Source organism: Monoglobus pectinilyticus (assembly GCF_002874775.1).
Lineage (GTDB): Bacteria > Bacillota > Clostridia > Monoglobales > Monoglobaceae > Monoglobus > Monoglobus pectinilyticus.
Map to the genome: position 1 here is coordinate 1,023,255 of NZ_CP020991.1, position 19,875 is coordinate 1,043,129.

At 38.5% G+C, this 19,875-nt stretch carries 8 protein-coding genes; 1 reads left to right on the plus strand and 7 read right to left on the minus strand.

Features of this window, described 5'->3' with window-relative positions:
• Window positions 1-3: 3 nt before the first annotated feature.
• The 5 genes from B9O19_RS04605 to B9O19_RS04625 all read right to left on the minus strand — a co-directional run bounded on the left by B9O19_RS04605 (window position 4) and on the right by B9O19_RS04625 (window position 13,229).
• On the minus strand, window positions 4-1,227 hold the full coding sequence (locus tag B9O19_RS04605) for a 2-hydroxyacyl-CoA dehydratase (protein WP_102365311.1): 1,224 nt from the start codon (window positions 1,225-1,227) through the stop codon (window positions 4-6).
• A complete protein-coding gene (locus tag B9O19_RS04610) occupies window positions 1,224-2,213 on the minus strand; it encodes an acyl-CoA dehydratase activase-related protein (protein WP_102365312.1) in 990 nt (329 codons plus the stop codon). The genes B9O19_RS04605 and B9O19_RS04610 overlap by 4 nt, the downstream gene beginning before the upstream one ends.
• 374 nt (window positions 2,214-2,587) lie before the next feature.
• Window positions 2,588-5,368: an S-layer homology domain-containing protein gene (locus B9O19_RS04615; protein ID WP_102365313.1), complete on the minus strand. Its 2,781-nt coding sequence runs from the start codon at window positions 5,366-5,368 to the stop codon at window positions 2,588-2,590.
• Window positions 5,361-11,573, minus strand: a complete 6,213-nt coding sequence (locus tag B9O19_RS04620; protein WP_102365314.1) for an S-layer homology domain-containing protein — start codon at window positions 11,571-11,573, stop codon at window positions 5,361-5,363. The genes B9O19_RS04615 and B9O19_RS04620 overlap by 8 nt, the downstream gene beginning before the upstream one ends.
• Before the next feature lie 303 nt (window positions 11,574-11,876).
• Window positions 11,877-13,229, minus strand: coding sequence for a sodium-dependent transporter (locus B9O19_RS04625; protein ID WP_102365315.1), 1,353 nt, complete (start codon window positions 13,227-13,229; stop codon window positions 11,877-11,879).
• A gap of 138 nt (window positions 13,230-13,367) precedes the next feature.
• On the opposite strand from B9O19_RS04625, the gene B9O19_RS04630 reads away from it, so the two are divergent.
• Window positions 13,368-13,820, plus strand: coding sequence for a C-GCAxxG-C-C family protein (locus B9O19_RS04630; protein WP_102365316.1), 453 nt, complete (start codon window positions 13,368-13,370; stop codon window positions 13,818-13,820).
• Between the two features lie 83 nt (window positions 13,821-13,903).
• Here B9O19_RS04630 and B9O19_RS04635 read toward each other — a convergent pair whose 3' ends face one another.
• Together B9O19_RS04635 and B9O19_RS04640 are read right to left on the minus strand one after the other, a co-directional pair.
• Window positions 13,904-19,138, minus strand: coding sequence for an S-layer homology domain-containing protein (locus B9O19_RS04635; RefSeq protein ID WP_102365317.1), 5,235 nt, complete (start codon window positions 19,136-19,138; stop codon window positions 13,904-13,906).
• Between the two features lie 332 nt (window positions 19,139-19,470).
• Window positions 19,471-19,863: a helix-turn-helix domain-containing protein gene (locus B9O19_RS04640; protein ID WP_102365318.1), complete on the minus strand. Its 393-nt coding sequence runs from the start codon at window positions 19,861-19,863 to the stop codon at window positions 19,471-19,473.
• Window positions 19,864-19,875: the final 12 nt, after the last annotated feature.

Consider the following 19,875-nt stretch of genomic DNA (forward strand, 5'->3'; position numbering starts at 1 on the left):
TAATTATTTTGTTTGATACTCAGGCGAAGTCGGTGAAGTCTTTAAATTGTCCTTAACCTCTCCTACCTTTGTACCTACTCTTCTTGCCGCTGATTGTGCAGCGTTCTCAAGAGAGTCAGCCACATTATTCAATGTGTTTTTCTGTTTCGCAAAATGTTTATTTCTTATTAAATCAGTAAACGCTTCCAGTCTTGTCTTTACATGAGCCTCTCCCATCTGCTCATCCAAAGATAATGACATAATAGGAATATTAAGCTCCTCTGATACAGCAGGAAATTTACCTAAGTTTACAAGTTCCGGCAGACATGCAAAAGGCATAAGATGTACCACACCGTCAAAACCGCGTTTTGCAAAATCCATTACCCAACCCATGTTTTCTTTATCATGGCCGCCGCAGTTTATAGGCGCCAGCTTATCTGATGATTTAAATATTCGATGTGATTTAGGAAACGGCAGCCATTTCGGAATCAAATTATGTTCTACCCAATCAGATATGTACTGAACGTTTTCAACTTCAACGCCCATAGAGTTTAAAATTTCCTCAACGTTCTTATTCACAGTGGGTTCCATAATAACATATATCTCTCCCACTATGCCAACTCTAATCCGTTTGCTTTCCTCAACCTGACGCATCGGTATGCTGTCAAACATTCTGAGCGCTTTTTTATACGTCTTATTAATTTCAGAATATGTATCGCATTTATCAAACATGTTTTTTATTTTTTTCCATGTTCTTGAAAAATCGCCTTGATTAATCTCATAAGCTCTCATTATTTTCATTTTCTTTTCAAGCTTATCCATTTTCTTAATAAGATTGTAACAAAATCTTGCTATACCCAAAAGTTTGAAGTTGCTGGTTCCATTTTTGACTAGCATAGCGATTTCATAAAATGCCTTAAAATCGTTAAACATATTATCAAAAACAATTACTTTTGTATCAAATCCCAGCTCCTGCAAAACTTTCTGATGAACATCCGGGTACATCCCGGCACGGCACGGACCGTTGCCGCCTGATGAAACTATCAATTCGGCGCCCCTTTCAGCGCACTCTATATATGTTCCCATCATTACCTTAAAAGGAAAACAGATAAACTCAGGACTATACTTAACGCCGAGTTCCATTGTCTTTTGAGATGGAGGGTCAGGCATTACAACTTCATGACCCAGCTTTTCCATCAGCTTTTTATATCCTGTTACACAACCCATATGCGGAAAAGATACTTTCATTTAATCACCTCATTAACCTTCCGAATTTTCCTCTTAATCATATCTGTGAACGCTTCTATACGCGTCTGCAGATGACTTTCGCCTGTATGTTCATCAATTCTCAGAGTCATAAACGGAACTCCGGAATCTGCAAAATCATGCTCTATTTCTTTTCCCACCACTGAGTCAGGACCACAGCCAAACGCTGTTATATGTATTATTCCTTGAACGTCTAAATCCTTTATCATAACGCTTGCCGCCTGATATAACTTATCCGGAAATGTCCAGAATATAGGTCTAGTGCACTCGTCTCTATATTTGTGAAGGTCTCTTAAATCCAGCATATCAAAAGTTATAACATTAACTTTAAGCTCACGCAGTTTCTGAATTATATTCATGCTTATGAACGGATCATATACATTATAAACATATCCGAGCAATCCTATCGTAGTATCAAACTCAGGCAATGCGAAATCAGAAATTTTGGCGCCCTCAAACATTACCTCAGCGGCTTCATCAAGCGTTAGACCCATATTGCAGTATTCTCTGAACCGCTTAAAATCTTCCGCGGCGCCTTCCAAAGCGATTCGCATTTTGTGCGCCGAAACGCCAAGCTTTTTAGCCACCGGAAGATAGCACTTCAAAGCCGCCGTATCCTCACGGTCACAATCAATTTCAGCAATAAGAAGCTTTGCCTCGGGAACAGTCTTTTCAACCAACTCAGGCAGCCCAATATACTTAGGACAAAACCAATAATTTTTCTCTATATGCACAAATCTCGGACAAAATATGTAGTCAACGCCTTTTTCTATCAAGTTAATAACATGACCATTATATATTTTTATAGGAAAACAAATTTCAGGGACTGTCACCGCTATGCCTTTTTGAACCAGCGGCTTTGTTGAAGTATCAGAAATAACGACCTCGCATCCAAGCCTCTCAAATAAAGACCGCCAAAACGGGTAATAGTACTGATATAATAAGGCTCTTGTAATACCGATTTTCATATAACTTCCTCCAAATTCTAAAACAAAATATTCAGCACGTTTACCTTCACGGCCTCATAATTATAACCCTAATTACAGCCATTTTACTCCTTTTTTCGGGCTTTGTCAATAGCTTTCAGTCTAATAGATTGCCGAAATAATCACGTAAAAATAACATCTTTTTTATACATTTTATGCCGCTTTTATTTTACACATTCAGAGTTTGCACTATCAATTATTTTAAATACTGCACTTATGAAACACATTTAGTTTTTTGTACATATATTTATAATTATATAAATTTTTTATTTTCATATGTCTATATAATTTATTTGATAAGTTTATAAAAGGCGGCGGGCCTTAAGCCCTGCCGCCTTTTTATGAGACTCTCTATATTACTGAATAACCAGCATGTCAATCGCTTGGTCAATATATTTAGTTCTGATAAATACCTGATTGCCTGGCTCAATGTCAAATGGTTCACCTATAGTAATCTCATCTTTACTTGTATCATAGATATAAAGATTCACATCTGTTGTAGGATATGCTCTATAGAATCTGCCATCTGCAACATTAGCACTTTCAACCATAAAGTAATCAAATACTTTTCTTACTTCACCAAATACAGTCATAAGTTTGTCGTTCGTTATCTTGTAATTATTGACACCAAGTCTGTCACGCTGCGAAGTACTTGATTCAAAGTAACCGCCGCCGCTTGTTCTGTAAGTGTAGTTAAACAATACTCTGTATGTGTACAAATATCCATTTGAACCCAAATTGTACTGGATAACATCGCCTCTAACTAAATCCTTGATATCTTTTTTGTCGTTTGCCATAGTCTCTGTTGGTGTAATAGGATCAACCTGACTTACATCATCATCAACCTTTAATGAAATATACTCGCCTTTTGACCAGCCGTTTACTTCAAGAACTTTCTCCTGCTTTTCCTCATCCCAAGCTGTTGCGAACTTGTCAACAACCAATGTATCAGCAGTTTGGTCTAAGGTTGTAGGCTCTTTATCCTGAATAACCATTACATTGGCTACTCCCCTGTTCAGATCATATATATCTGCCGTATAAGAACCATCTGCTAGATCCTGCTTTGTTAATACAGTATAATCTTCATCACGGTCACGATCTACAAAAGGAACATCAAATATGATTGTAGAATCTTCTATTGCACAGTTACCGATAAGACTTCTGGAATATCTTCCTTCACCGCTGAAATATTTACCAAAGCCTAAATCATCATCTGCATCATAATTTTCTGTGAAATCTACAGCTTTGTATAATGTCTTCAACTTGCCTTCAGAGTTAATTTCATAAACAACTAACTGAGCGTCAGCAAATGCTCCGGAATTAATAATAAAGGAAGCAGATCTCTGCTGAGCTTCATCTGTTCTGCCTGAGTTATCATCCTTTTCCATTACATTGGTATTAACCTTTGATGCAGATACATACTCATTTATTTTTCCTGTCTTATCAAGAATCTTAACCCTAAAATTACTTTCAAAAACATCATCGCCGGCAGCAAACTTAATTAAATAACCGTAGTTACCATTGTTTGATGTTGAAGTATTAGTACCTAAGAGTCTGCCATCATAAGTGATTTGGAAATCACTTGTAAAGCCTGATGTTATATCCTTTACACAATAAGCAGATACTATATACTCATTACCTGCAAGTGTAACAACCTTATACTCTCCGGCTGTATACTGCTCAGTTCTTGTTGTACTGATTGTTCCGGAAACAACATTTCTTGATACATAACCTCTAATATACTGTCCATCTTTACTTACGCAATAAGTTATAGCATCATTTTTCAATAATTCTTCAGGTGTGATTGTTTTGCCATCAAGAGTTAGTCTTGTATGATAAGAAGTATCAAATTTTAACTCAGGAAGTGTAACTGTCATACTGTTTTGGAATATAACCTGATATGTTGACTTATTATATCTGTCAAACAATCCGTCAAATTGTTCCTGAATCATTACAGCGCTGGCTTTCGTACTGCTCTCATGAGTAACAACCTTTACATGTCCCTCTTTTATTACTGTTGATACATCGCTAAGCTCATAATAAGGCTTGCCATTATAAGAAATCAGTGTTGAACCATCAAAAGTAAGCGTCTTTTCTTTATCATTTGAATCAGTGTAAACAATCTTATCAGCTGTTAAAGAAACGATATCTTTTGCCATTATATCATATTCTTTATTCTTATCTTTTCTTGGCTCGCAGTAAGCAATATAATCTCTTCTATAACCTGAAACATCTTCCATGTAATAATAATTTACTTCATATCCAAGAAGAGATTCCATGTCATAATTATCTGAGAACTGATAGCAAGTGCCATCAATTATTACTTCATTTTCCAGGTCAACTTCACTGCCTGTCAAATATGAGAAGTAAGTTCCTTCAACATAACCTGTTTCATTTTTAATCTTATATGTTTCAGTAAGCAAAGTTTTTGAATCGCTTACTCTAACATCTGCTGTACCGTCTGCTCTGTAAACTACAGTTTCCATCAAATATGCTTCCATAGCGTTTCTAACCATCTTTGCCATCTGCATAGCTGTCATTGAATCAGTATAGCTCAAGCTCAGACCATTATAAATGCCCTGTCTCAAAGCAAACGTTGTGTAACCGTTAGGAAATCCGCCGTTTGTAATTTCACAAGCGTCCTGATAGCCAAGTGCACACATAATCATCTTTGAAGCTTCGTTTACAAGAATAGGGTCGTTTGGTCTAAACTCAGAATTTCCGTCACCGCTCAGGATACCGATTTCTGTCAAATAGCATACTGATGAGTATGCAAAGTTTGACGCGTCAATATCAACATATGGTGAGCTGCCGTATCTCGGATAGCCGGCTGTGTTTGCCTTAAGCATTTTTGCAACAATTGTTGCAAATTCCGCTCTTGTAACCTTTTCGTTCTGCCAATAACCATCCTCCAGCATTTCAAAAAGGCCCATAGAATAATCAAACTTATAAGCGTCAGCATACTGAACGTCGTCATTAGGCATTGACGCAAGTTCTGTTCCTGCTGCCGAGCTTAAAACAGCGTCGGCAGCTTCTTCATTTGTGGTTGAATCTTCGGCAAAAGCTACGAAAGTAGACATACTTAAAATCATAGCAGCTGCCAGTAACATTGAAATTACTCTTTTGATATTACTCATTAACAGTTCCCTCCATCTTCAATAATCCATATATGATTTTAGCGGATTGAGCACGGTCTGCAGCTCCCTTAGGATCAAGCATATTGTCTCCAACGCCATTAATTATATCTGCGCAGTACATTCTTTCTATTGCCTCAACCGCATAGTCACTTATGCTGCTTTGGTCTGAGAAACTTGCGTAAGGCTTATTGGCAGGAATACTAATACCCAAAGCATTCAATGTTCTATAAGCCATAACCATCATATCTTCACGAGAAATATTTTCATTTATTCCGAAAGTTCCATCCTCGTATCCATTTGCAACTCCAAGATTTAAAGCTTTAGCTATAGGCTCATAATACCATTCACCCTGAACAACATCACTAAATGGAACTTCTTCAGCCGGTGGTACACTTTCACCCAAAGCGCGCATTAACATAGAAACATATTCCGCCCTGGTAACATTAGAAGAAGGTGAAAATACTCTGTCTGCCGTACCGTTAACAATGTTTTTCTCAGCTAAAGTATTGATTGCGTCAACAGCCCACTCGTAATCATTTAAATCATTAAAATACTTGTTAGTATTAGGATTCTGAGTTACTGCCGGAGTAGCTGTTGGTGCCTCTGTAACACTCGGATCTTCTGTTGGAGCAGGTGTAGCTGTAGCATAATTGCCTCCGCCACCGCCGCCGCCAGGATTAACGGGTTTTACGTCTATATTTCCGGAATCTGTTCCATCACCGTTATACGCTTTAATACTTGCAATATTAACCCATGAATATCCATCGTTACGAGACTTAATCTGAATTTTACCAACATTATAATCATCTATATCTTCATCAGTAAACTCACCATATCCATGAACTAGCTTTCCATCAGCATACAACTTAATGTTCTTCTGAGCAAAGTCTACAACCACTTTATAAGTTACATAGTCAGCCGAGCCTTTCTCATAATACCATAAGCCGTGAAGAGTCTTTCCGGTTTGTGCAATATCAGAGTAAACTGCGTCTCCGGCTATTGTATCAAATTGATAATATTTAGATGAATATCCGGTATTAGAAGGCAGCACTCTATTTTTCTTTTCACTTGCCATAGGAGTTTTTCCTATACTATAAGAACCGACTTCGTCTGAGTTAAACTTTAATATCGGATTCTCAACCGTTCCGTCAAATCTCCAGCTTCCTTCGTCCGGCGGATTAGTCTGCCACTTATTAACTACAAACTCTCTCGAAACAGGACTTGATTCGCTATCGAAGAAAATAGAAAATGCTGATTCCCACAATGCAGAATTTGTAGAATCCTTATCCTCGTTTACAAGAGAATCCTTATAGAAGTTCAGCTGAACAGTGTTATGCTCATCAGACGCATCACTTGTTATCTGTGATTTATCACCCTTCTTACTAAAATCACCCTGTCTGTTAAGAGCGTCAGTTTGCTTCTGATATAAAATTTTCATCTTAATTTCATAAGTAAACTTATCATCCTGCGTTACATTCAGCTTATTATCTGCATTTACACCATGTGAGTTTGTCTCATCCAATAACTGCAGACAATACTCTCCGGTATCCGGGTCGTTAGCCATTGTTACGCTTCCGCCAAGAGTATACATATACTCATTTTTCATAAATGCGTCGCGTTCTTCCTTAGACATCTTAGTAAAGTCATAATTTAACAACTGACTGCTCGGTGTGTCTGAAACAACATCAGATGCTGTCTTACCGTTGTCATTAACTGCAACTACTATAAAGTAATATGTCTTTCCATTTTCAAGACCTCCAACAACCTGTTTGTTGGTTCTAGCGTCTATACCTGTAAGTTTATGAGCATATGCTGTATAGTCGCTGCCGTGGTTTGATGTGTCATAATAAATCTCATAACTTTCATCAGTAGCAACGTTTCCTGTCCAATTCAATCTAACTTGCTTCAAATACGGAACCTTATTTGTAATAACAGGCTTATCCGGAAGCAAATCTCCTGCTCCCTCAGGCGCCACCGTCGTACGGAAGGTCATATTTTTTTCATTAGCATCGTTTGGATCATACTCTGCGACAGTCACGTTACTATTTTCATCTGTAGCAGTTACCTTATAATAATATTGAGTATCAGGCTGCAAATCAATCAATGTTTTAGCATGATAGGTATGATAATAATCTGTTCTTTCATCATAAGTCAATACTTCACTCTTTGTATAAACACCTGGCTCAGTACCATACTCAACTACACATGTTGTTCTGTAATTTGTATTCCAGAAAATCTGAGCAGTAGAATAACCAAGCTTATTTACCTTAAAGTTTTCAATTGACGCCGGTGTATTATCAGCTTCTAAAGGTTGATCGTCAGCCATAAATGACATGTATTCTTCAAGATATGTGTATCCGGATTCAGGATTAATCTCTGTTGCCAAATACTTAGAAGTGCTCCAGCCTCTGTACTCTTTATACCAGTTAGGAATACCATCTCCCATGCCATCCCAAGCGATTTTATAAGAGTCAGGTCTTCCTGCATAATTCTTCTCTCTATAAGAATCCATAAAATCAGCGATTTCAGGGAAATCATTCTTTACCCAATCAGCCGGGTATAAATCAGCAACTGTTCTCTTTACCTCTAAATACTCTTTAGATTCTCCCATAAGAGAATAGCGTGTCTGATCATAATTCGCATCAGTTGTTGTTACATAACGATCCCACTTATTGTCATAAAGTGTATAAACCGTTTGCTGTCCCGGTGAACCACAGAACTCACCCCACCAGTCGCCTATTTCAAAGTTTGTTGTATATTGATATGTGCTGGAAGCATTAGGATTTGTATTCTTATTTACATCAGTGAAATCATCCCAATGTACAGGTTTAGTCTGGCCAGCTCCGGCTGAAGCGCCTTTAAGAACAGGTCCTTCACCTTCTTTTGTGTTCCAGTCACGCTGAGTTTTATATTCTGAATAATCATTCCCGGTTCTTCTTTCCAATTCTTCAAAGAACGGAGATACTTCCTCAGCTGTAAGCTTATTACTTTTTGATGTTCCATTCTGCATTTCAACCATTGCCATTGTATCATACAGATCCCTTGCCGGTCTTGTTGCACCCATTCCATTATCACTTTGAGCATATGTTGTAAGCTTATTAGATGCTAAAACATTTCCTCTCGGTGCAGGGAAAGGATAGTTCATATATGTCAATGTTGCCGCAATGGCAATTTTTCCTTCATTATCATATGAAGCAGGATTGTTATTCCATTCTTCATATGTAACATTGCTCAAGTCATAATTTGTTCCCGGCTTGCCATTCTCTGAACCGAAGTCTAATACATAATGGAATGAACCGGAAGCGTTTGTTGCTCTTTCCTGTAAAGTCGTTTTATCCTTAACTCCATAATTTTCTTTAAAGTAAACCATTGCGCCGCCTGAATAAACACGGCCGCGGCCGGCTCTGTATGGAGTAGCATTTGACATACTAGGACCTTTTCTTGCCCAGTTATTATAAACATTCATCTTTGCATTCTTATCCTGCCACTCATAATTGTAAATATCAAAACCATTACCGCAGTTAAACAGCAAGTTATTATATGCGTCTATCCAATCCGCATCAGTGATACGCGGTGTACGCTGAGTACTATCTCCCAAGTAATTTTTAATAAAGGATGTTTTTGTAGCACCCTCATTAATCATACCAACATAGGAGTGTCCGCCTTTTTCATGAGGCGAATTCTCCTTTAGAGATTTAGCCATTATTGTATTTGAGATTGTAACATGTTCGCCGGTTACACGGAAATCCATATCAATCGCCCATTGCAGAGAACAATGGTCAATAATAACTTGTTTTGATGAACCGATACTAAGCGGGTCAGACTGGTTAACTTCGCCAGTTTTAAATACATCACCAATTCTAATCTTCAGGTTTCTTATTATAACGTCATGGGCACTTCCTACAGTTATACCATAACCTTTTAATGTTATTCCAGGATAAGGAGCTGTCTGGCCAGCTACTGTAACGTTAGAAAGTTTCTCACCTTTGATTGAAATAGGTCTTCCCAAAGTAGTAAGATCAATTACTCCGCCTACGTCAAAAACTATTGTTCTTGCACCGCTAATCTGTTCCAGTCCATATGTTAAAGAACCTTCGCCATCGGCATCCAAGTTAGTAACATGATAAACCTGACCTCCGCGGCCGCCTTTTGAGTATGCGCCATAACCTTCAACTCCGGGGTATGCTTTAATAGCATCATCAGGAGTAATACTTAAAGTAAAGTCTTTTGTAGCCGTTTGTCCGTTTAAGGTTGCTGTAACAGTTAATGTTACTATTGCCGGAGAAGCGTTTCTGTCAGGTCTTGTTACGACTGCTTTATAACCGCCGAGATCCACAACTTCATTATCCTCGTTAACTTCCTTATTCTTTTCTATCTTAATATAGTTCTCATCACTTGAAGACCAGCTCAATGCAGAGTAAGTACCCTTATCACCAAGATAAAAGCTTTCTTGTCTTACATCGTTTATATCAATTCCGCCGATTAAAGCGTTTTCAGCATCATACTTCGCCTTTTCGAGATCACTTGTCGGATCAAGCTCTTTTACAGAAATTGAAAAGTTCTTTGTCTCAGAAGCTGCGCCAAATGTCAATGTAGCCGTTATAATTACTTCCTGAACATCAGAACCAGTAAATGCTGGCCTGTTAATAGTAACATGTCCGGTTGCATTATCTACACTTACAATACTATCATTGGAGGTTGTATAAACAATCTTTGAACCGTAATCACCTTCAACAGGCATATTAAAATCATTTTCTACTGCTGTCTGCTTCAAATCAGACGGCAATACCAAGTTATTAGTATCGCCTGCAACTTTTTCCTGATCAGTAGCAGGGGCATTTTCTAAAACTTTTAAGTTAAATTCACGTGTTGACTTTGCTGAACCCTTTTCAAGATTAGCTGTCAAAATTACTGCCATGCTTCCTGCACCGGTGAAATCAGGACGTGTAATTGAAACATATCCGGTTGCATTATCAATTGTAGCAATCTTGGTATCAGATGAAGTCCATTTAATTTCCGAGCCATTAGCTCCTGATATTGGAACATAAAAACCTTCTGTTACTTTATTTGCATCCAAATCTACAGGAAGACTTAAAGCTGTTCTGTCGGCAGCTACGTCTTCTGCGTCCTGCTTAGCGTTATTGTTATCAATGAGTTTAACATTCTTAACAAGACAATCGCCAAGAGACTTAGGATCGTTCATAATTGTAAAACCAACACCTTGCACAAGTCCTTCTGAAGCTGCAAGATTCTCTTTGTTTATACTAAGCTTATCCTTAGTAGTTATAACTTCACCGTTTTCATCTTTAACCGAATAAGTATATGTACCATTTTCGGTATCAATGTCACATCTCATAGTATACCATTTACCGGTAGAGTATGAAACACCGGTATCAGGTGTTCTGGTATTATCACTCCAGGTTGAAATACCGTATGGTGTGTTTTTGCTGGGATCCTGATCAGATTTTCCTGAATCCCAAAAATAACCGCGTCCTAAATACGGAAAATCATCTCCACTTACTGCTGTTTCAACGTCGTCTGTCTTTCCATAGAAAAATAGACCAAGTCTTCCCGGTGTTTCTACATAAACATCAGCTGACACCGCAATAACTCCCTGTGCCGGAGTGTCAAAATTGTGAATTGCAAAAACGCCCTCATCACCGGATGCGGCACTTCCGTTTGAAGTGCCGTTTTTATTCTTCTGCAGTCTGAGAGCATTGCCGGCGCTGGAATTATCTACTTTTACTACAGATGTTTTCTCACTTCCGCTCTTTGATACTGACGTTAGAACCCATCCGGGGATACTAGTGTCACCAACATTGTATCCGTCAAATGTTTCACTATAAATTACATTTTCAGCCTCAAGAGTAACATCTTCCTCATCATACTGAAAAAAACCCTCAGCGTCAGCTTTGTACAAACTGTCACTTTCAGGTGCCGAAGTCGCAGCAACATCCTCGTCTGCTCCAGTATCTGCATCTTCTGTTAGTTCTACCTTATTGCCATTTTCATCAATGGCATAATTAAGAAGAACCTCATTTTCATCGTTAGCAGTTTCCTGCGCCTGCTCAGACTGCTGCTCCGCAGTCACAGTTCCGGCATCTTTAGCTGATTCTTCAGCAAAAGAATACATCGGAGCCGCCTGAAGCACAAACATCACTGCTACAAGCAACGCAAGAATAGCCTTAAGCTTCTTTCTTACCATTTTAATTCCCCCTAAAAATATATAATGATTTAATATTTATCTAATTCATAACTGTATCAAAAAATATAGATACAGCCAGGTACTATACATTATATAGCCTTTTGTTCCAAAAGTCAATGAAAAGAACAATTAAACACAAATTTATCAGAAAACTTACAGTTATTTTGCTTGAAAGAATTGTATTTTTGACCGTTTTTTTCATTTTTGACAGTTATAAAAAGCTTTTGTTATCAAAAATCAAATACTTTCACTCATATTCAAACATAATAAAATATTAAGTTTACTAAAAAAGTTAAAAAATTGCTATATATTGACAACTCCAAGTATCTGCAATATATTGCTTAGCACTATAACGCCTAAAAATACAGGAGCCAAATACTTTACAACAATTATAAATACTCGTTTTCTTTTAAATTTTGATGTCAGCTCTATCTCATCAGAGATAGAACCAAGACCAACAAACCATCCAAATACGACGCACGTTGCAAGGCCTGCAAGCGGAAGCAGCAGAGAGTTTGCTATGAAATCCATAAAGTCCAAAATAGAAAAACCTAATATTTTAACAAAATCCAATGCGCCATATCCCAGCGAAGCCGGTATACCTAAAATACAGGCCGACGCCACCACAATCAAAACCGCAGGGATTCTCTTAACCTTACATATATCACACAGGGTTGATATTAACACTTCTGCTATAGAAATAAACGATGTTAACGCCGCAAAAGCAACTAGAATAAAAAAGGCCCCTCCAATAACTTGTCCAAACGGCATCTTAAGAAATACTTTAGGCAAAGTTATAAACATCAAACCGGCGCCTTGATCTAATTGGGGTGTATCGCCGGCCGGAAATGCAAAAACTGCAGGTATTATCATGAAGGCCGCTAAAATCGCAATTGCTGTATCAAAAATTTCAACATTTTTTACACTTCTCTCAATATCCGTGTCCTTACTCAGATACGAGCCAAATGTTATCATTATTCCCATTGCAAGCGACATTGAATAAAACATTTGCCCCAATGCTCCAACTACGGTTTCAAATCCAAAATGAGAAAAATTCGGAATTAAGATATACTTGACGCCCTCAATAGCTCCCGGTAAAGTAACTGAATATACAGCGATAATTATTGATATTATAATCAAAATAGGCATCAAAACTTTTCCGGCCTTCTCTATTCCTCCTCTGACTCCGCCGAGCAGAACTCCAAGACCGGCCAGTGAAAATATTACGCCATATAATATCGGTTGATACGGCTGTGAAATGAAATTGTTAAAATACCCGTCTACCGCCGCAAAAGAACCGCTGTTAGTTATGAATGTAACCAGATATTTTATGACCCAGCCGCCTATTATTGAATAATATCCTAATATAATAGTACTTATTATAACAGTCAGCCAACCTACCCATGTATATTTTTGACTAAATTTTCTAAATGCTCCCACCGGGCTCAAACCGGTTTTTCTCCCAATTGCAATTTCCAATGTCATTATTGAATATCCGAAGGTTAGAACTAAAATCAAATATATAAGCAGAAATATACCGCCGCCATATTTAGCGACTAAGTAAGGAAACCTCCAAAGGTTTCCCAGCCCAACCGCACTTCCCGCGGCAGCTAACACAAATCCAATTCTCCCCGAAAAACTGTCTCTCTTTTTCAAAACAATAACCACCCTTTATTTTTATAATTGTATTTTAACACATCTTAATCTAAATATCAATATTTTAATTTGATATTGTAACTTGGTAAATTATCTGTTATATTTATAGTAAGTATAAATTATAATTGGGAGGAAACAATGAGTAAAAGAGAAGAAGCAATGAAACTGTTTAAAGCTGGATACAACTGCTGTCAGGCAGTGGTAGGAGCGTTTTCTGATGATATAGAAATAGACTTTAAAACTGCCATGCTAATCTCCTCGTCCTTTGGCGGTGGAATGGGGAGGATGCGGGAAGTTTGCGGCACTGTCTCAGGCATGCTTATGGTTTTAGGGCTAAGGTTTGGATATTCTAATCCAAAAGCATTTGCGGAGAAAACTGAACACTATAAACGCGTCCAGGAATGCGCCGGAAAGTTTAAAGAAAAAAATGGTTCTATTATATGCAGAGAATTATTAGGATTGGATCTAAAGAGAGGTGAGGCTGACAGCCATATTCCGTCAGAGCGCTCAAAAGAATATTATAAAAAACGCCCATGCGTTGACTTAGTAGGAGATGCGGCAGAAATACTCGAAAAATTTTACATTAAATAAATAAAAACACCTGGCAGCAAATAATGATATCAAATCATATTTACTGCACAGGTGTTTTATTTCTATGCTATTATATGCTTATTCTATTTTTCAATCTCTACTTTATAACTTTTAACATAGAATGATGAATCGGCTGAAGTTTGAGTACCTGACAGGAAACCTACATTTGTAAGCAATCCATTAAACTCTCCGTCTTCAGAAGTTATTGTTCTGCTTGTGAGCTCCTTAAAATCTTTTGTATCAATACCTTGGCTTATATAATCAGTTACTTTATAACTGTTATTTTCAAGAGGCTCAATAACAACTTTCATTGTAAGCCATTCGTCATAAGCCCATGTACCGCTGTATGAAGTTGGTTCTTCAAACGCCGTATATTTTAAAACTGTACCCTTTCCGCCAATACGTGCTATAACTGTCGTTGTTTTTGAAACGCCATTTTTGTCAGTATAGTTTACTGATGAACCGGCTGAATTTGCATACAGCCCCCACATATCTGTACCAACGTTTGCTCCTGCATTTTTAACAACAGCTGTCATAATAACAGGTTTTGTTATTTCAACACCATTTTCAGGTGTCCAGAATAACTTTATCTGATCTGTCTTTGCAGGCGTGGATTTCTTTAATATTTTAGCTACATTTACATCTGTGCCTGCTTCCTCGCCGTTAACAATCTCAATTGTACTGCCTTCAGCCATAGTGTCTAATGCCATTCCGCCAAGACTATCGCCTGAAGCATCAATTACTGTCCCAACTGTTTCGTTAGCAAATGTGCTTTCAAATAAAACCTCTGTCTCCGCTGCCGGTCCTTCTGTTGGTTTTTCGCTTGGCACAGCAGTAGGCTCCGCAGTTGGAACAACCGGATCTGCAGATGGCTCCGGAGCGGTTGTCGGTTTTTCAATCGGCACATTTGTCGGTTCAGGTTCATTGGTAGGCGCTGAGGTTGGTACCGGCGGCATTGTCGGCGGGTTTTCCATTGTAGATTTTGTATACTTAACCGCATATACATTCAATGCGCCTTCTCCATAAATATATACCGGAGATCCCGGATAAACGCTGACGGTAAATATCGACATAGTATTGGCGTCTACGCTCTTTCTGGCCTTTATTCCATTCTGCTCAACAACCATCACGCGAGGGGTGCCCTGACTGGACGCATGGGCAAAGTATATACTTACTGCTCCAAACTTATCCGGAGTAAAACTTATGGCCCTGCTTGAATTTTCTCCATCAATTGTTCCGGCTCCGCCGAGTTTTAATCTTCCTGAATATTTTTCGCCGTCGTCAAAAGTCTTATTGCTGACATCAATCTCAATAGCTTTGCTTGGACTAGCGTAAATAGTCATACCATTATAATTTGAATTACTTGTTATCTTTAATTTTCCATTGGCGTCAACTTCGCCCAAAGAACTGCAATTCTCAACTGTATATTCCCAGGCACTAGTTTCCCCGGCAGGATCTACAGTTGGCTCAGGTCCATTAGTTGGTCCCGGTATACTGGTTGGCAAAGGTGAAGGTGTTGCTGTTGCCGGCGCACCCTTACCAAATGTAACGTTTACGGTAACGTCACTGGCCGGCATTACAAATGCGCTATTTTTAACATCAACATTTGAACCAGCTGAATCGACAACTTCCATACTTTGTACATCATAACCACTGTCAGGAATCGCTTCAATATTAACAGTTTCTCCGTTATATGCTTTCAGAGTAAATCCATCGGTTTCAGCTTTTCCATTATCCGCTGTAAGTTTAATATTATCATAGTAAAGGTTTCCGCTTGCTGTCCTCATAAACTTAATTTGTGCAAGCTGAGGAGCTCTGCCGTCAGTAACCGGTGCTTCTGACGTCGTCAGAACAGGTGTTGCCGAAATATTGTCAGGATTATATGTTCCGTCTGTTCCATGCAGATAATATGAAACAGTAAATGGATCTGTTGCTCCAAGTTCTCCCTTTATCACAACTCTATACCACTTTGAAGCTTCTAAAGCGGCAGAACCAACCTGAATTCCTGCCTCAGCCTTTCCGGCTACATCATCCACCGATTTTGTTACAAAGACCTTTGAACCAACATCCATCATATGGAAGAATGCTGAGTCACTGTTAAACTCTGTAGCCTGACCTGTTGTTTCATCATACGGATGAGCTGTGTTATCAAGATAAGTTCTGAAAGAACGACCTGCTGCATTCGTATTGTCATCATAAAAATCATATGAGAGCTCAAATTCTCCGGTCTTAATGCTGTCCGCCAATACATATTGTACCGCTTTATCCATTAACTTCATCTTTGAAGAAGCATTTCCTCCAATATCAGAGTTATCGTCAACAACCTTTTCTGCATCACCGTCAGCAGAGATAACCCACTTACCGCCGTTTCCGTCAGACATCAGGAAATTATCGGTTGAATTAATAACTGTGACTTTTTCTGCTGCAAGTTCTGCAGCACCCTTAGATAATTTTACCGTTCCATTTTCAGGCTTTGGAGCAGTGGCAGTATATTCTTTAGCAGTGCTGTCAACAAACGATGCTCCAACAGTAACATCGGATGCAGGCATAGAGAAAGTGAAAGTATTATCTGACACTTTTGTTACTTTAACATCAGGATCGGTAGTAACATCAGATGCTTTGAACCCACTGTTCGGTTTAGTTGTAACCGTAATTTTTGTTCCTGCCTTCGCAGACAGAATACCATTGGAATATGTTACGCTCTTTATACCAATCTTTGATCCGTTTGCCCAAGCATAGTAGCTTAAGTTAGGCTCTACAGGTATAACATAAGTATTAATCTCAGCTTTAGAAGGAGAGTAGTCCTTTTCGAAATAACTTCCTTCTGTGTCATCATATAAATTGAAAGGTTTATTAGGATTCAAGAATAATTCTAAGGATAAATATCCTGCCTCTTTAGGTGTGAAACTAAATACGTTTCCGCCCGGATCATGCTCCGAGAACGGAAAGGCAATTGATGGATTATCCAAACCTTTAATTACTTTAGTTTGAACTCCGTCAACATCGACATAGTACCACTGTACCGCATCCCAAAACGTAATTGTACCGTTACTGTCGTCCTTGCCATTTATATTTAATACAGCTTTTCCATTACCAAAAATATTTGTATCTTCTGCAACTGCATCTGCAGGTATATTGTCATCTGCAAGCCATTTTACCGACTTAATTTCATCACTTGAAATAGTTCCATTATTTACAACTATACTTCCATTTTCAATCGCGCTTGAAATATTAATATTGTATTGTATATTGGGATCAAGTGTCGGTTCAGGTGTTGGCTTTGGTGTAGCAGTTCCAGCCGGAGGAGGTGTGGGAACATCGCCATAAACAACGAAAATTCCATAGAAGTTTATACCTGCGTCAGGTTTAATCGTTATTGTATCAGCACCGCCGGCATGATTAACTTCAAGCGTCGGTGTAGCTCCTCCTTCACAGGTTATTGAACCTATTACGCCAGATGAATCAAGTACAGAATACGATCTGCTTTCTGAGCCGCTGGCAGACACAGCATCCAGTAATATCTTACAAGACCCTGTAACCTTAAATGATAAAGTAGCTGTTCCACTCTTCAAAGTCTTAGTATAAGCATATCCGCTTCCGGCGAACTTCTTATTACTGTCCGCAATTGTAGAATCTTTCGATACTGTCAATCCACCTGTCTCAACATTAGCTTTCATAACTGATCCATCTAAATCACTAAACGGCGAAACCGAGAAATAATATGTAGGATCACCCAAAGGCTGCTCAGTAGGAGCTGGGGTCGGCTTTGACGGATCCAATGTCGGTTCAGGTGTTGAAGTTGGTGCCGGCGTAGCTAAAATCTGCTCGAAATGTGCAGCAACCTCAATAGAACCCTTTTGCACGTCTTCCGGAAATACAAATGTATATGAGCTGTCTCCGTTATCAGTTATATTTTTTGCATCTATTGTCACATTTTTGCCTGATACACTTGACACATAAGTAATCACAGGAATTCTGTCAACAGAAAAACCATCCGGAGGAATAATATTTATTGTTTCTTTTTCACCGGGTAAAACTGTTGGGGGAACAGGCAAAATTGTGCCGTTCTGATACTGACCTACGGTTTTTGTCGGCATAGTAATCTCTGAAGCCGCATACTCAGCATTAACCTGCCATCTTGCATATATACGGGTATTTCCGGTTATAACTGTGTTTTTAAAATCAAATGGAGTTTTAGAAGTATTGTCGGCATACCATCCAACAAACGTATAATGTTCACGCGTTACAACATCAGTAGGCTCAGCCGCATAACCCCCGGTCTCAACCTCCTGACTGCTTACTGAAGGAGTTCCTCCGTTTACTTCAAAAGAAACTATGGATTTTCCTTCTGCATACCACCCTGCATAGAGAACCATATTTCTAGTTACGGCGTCTGAATCTACATCCCATTTCTTAGACGCTATCAAAGAATCCGCTGCGTCTTTTGATGTATACCAGCCGTCAAAAATATATCCTTCACGAGAAGGCATAACTGCTTTTGAACCTAGAACACTGTTTTTGGCAACAGTAACTGTTTTTGTGCCTGAGCCATTAGAAAACTTACCGCCGTTGGCGTTGAGCGTTACATTTGATGAATTGCTGTTCTGATTATTATTGCTGCCGCCTCCGCCTGAAGAACCGCCTCCGCCTAAGTTGCCAATTCCGCCGGTTGTTCCTGTACCGCCGCCGGGATTAGATGTCTGTGAAGGACTCTCAGCAGCTGCAGTTATTCCGTCTAATATCTTTACAACTTCTGCACGCGTAATAGGAGCGGAAGGCATAAACGTTCCGTCTTCATATCCGTTTATTACACCTGCTCCAACCAATGCGGTTACTGAGGTCTTTGCCCATTCTGAAATTGAATCGTTATCAGAGAAGTTTAACAATCCTATAGAATTTATTTTATAAGCACGCTGGAACATTGTAGCAGCTTCCTCACGCGTTACAGCGTCATCAGGTCTGAACGTTCCGTCTTCATATCCACCGATAATTCCCTGAGCAACGCATTTTCTCAAATCTGATACAAACCATTCATCACCTGAAACATCGCTGAAATTAATATCAGCAAGTGATGTGAACTGTTTTGCTGCAGATATAACTTTTGCCAGTTCCGCTCTTGAAATGTTAGCGTCAGGCAGGAAAGTTCCATCCTCATAACCATTAATTACATTCGCATTACTCCACTTGTCAATCACTGACTCTGCCCAATGACCGCTTGTATCAGAAAAAGCTGCCGCTGAAACGACAGTAATTCCGAAAGTAGCAAGCACCATAGCCATAGCTAGAAGTAATGCCATTGACTTTCTCAACTTTTTCATTCCAATTCCCCCTAAAATATATTAAAATAAACTTTTACTATATTATTTTAATGAGCAATTATGTATCATTAACAAATGCAAACCTGCATTTGTAGATAAAATTCTCATTATAGACAAAGTCAATTATACATTAATTTTTAATATTAGTCAATCAAACCAAAACAATGAGGCAATTATTCATTAGTTTTTAATAATTTTGTGCTATTAGTTCCCTAATATATTACAAATAATATACTAAATAAGTCGAAATCTTACATAATACAAAAAATCAGGACACGGTTTAATGCGTCCTGATAAATACTTTCACTATTGGCTTAGCGCCGCGTATAATCTTAGTTATTATTATCCATTATTTTTATGTATTCATCAAAGAATTGTTTTTTATACCTGTTAACATAAACTTCGTCTACCATAATATTCACATCAGGCACACTGTTTTCTTCCTTTTGCTGTATAAACTGCAAAAACTTTGGGCCAAGAAGACTATTAGTAAAAAAGTATTCCTTTGTCTTTTGGTTGCAGACTATAACAAACATAATTGATGTTAATTGAGACCAGGTCATAACAAAGTGTTTATTTTCTATCACAGACATCCTGGGTGTTGAAATACCGCATCTTTCGCCGAATGCTTTTTGTGACAGCTTCAGCAATTCTCTGATTTTAGGCAAATGATCCGCAAGCTCAATACACATTTCTTGTTTTTCTTCTTCAGTTAAAATAACCATAACCAAACAGTC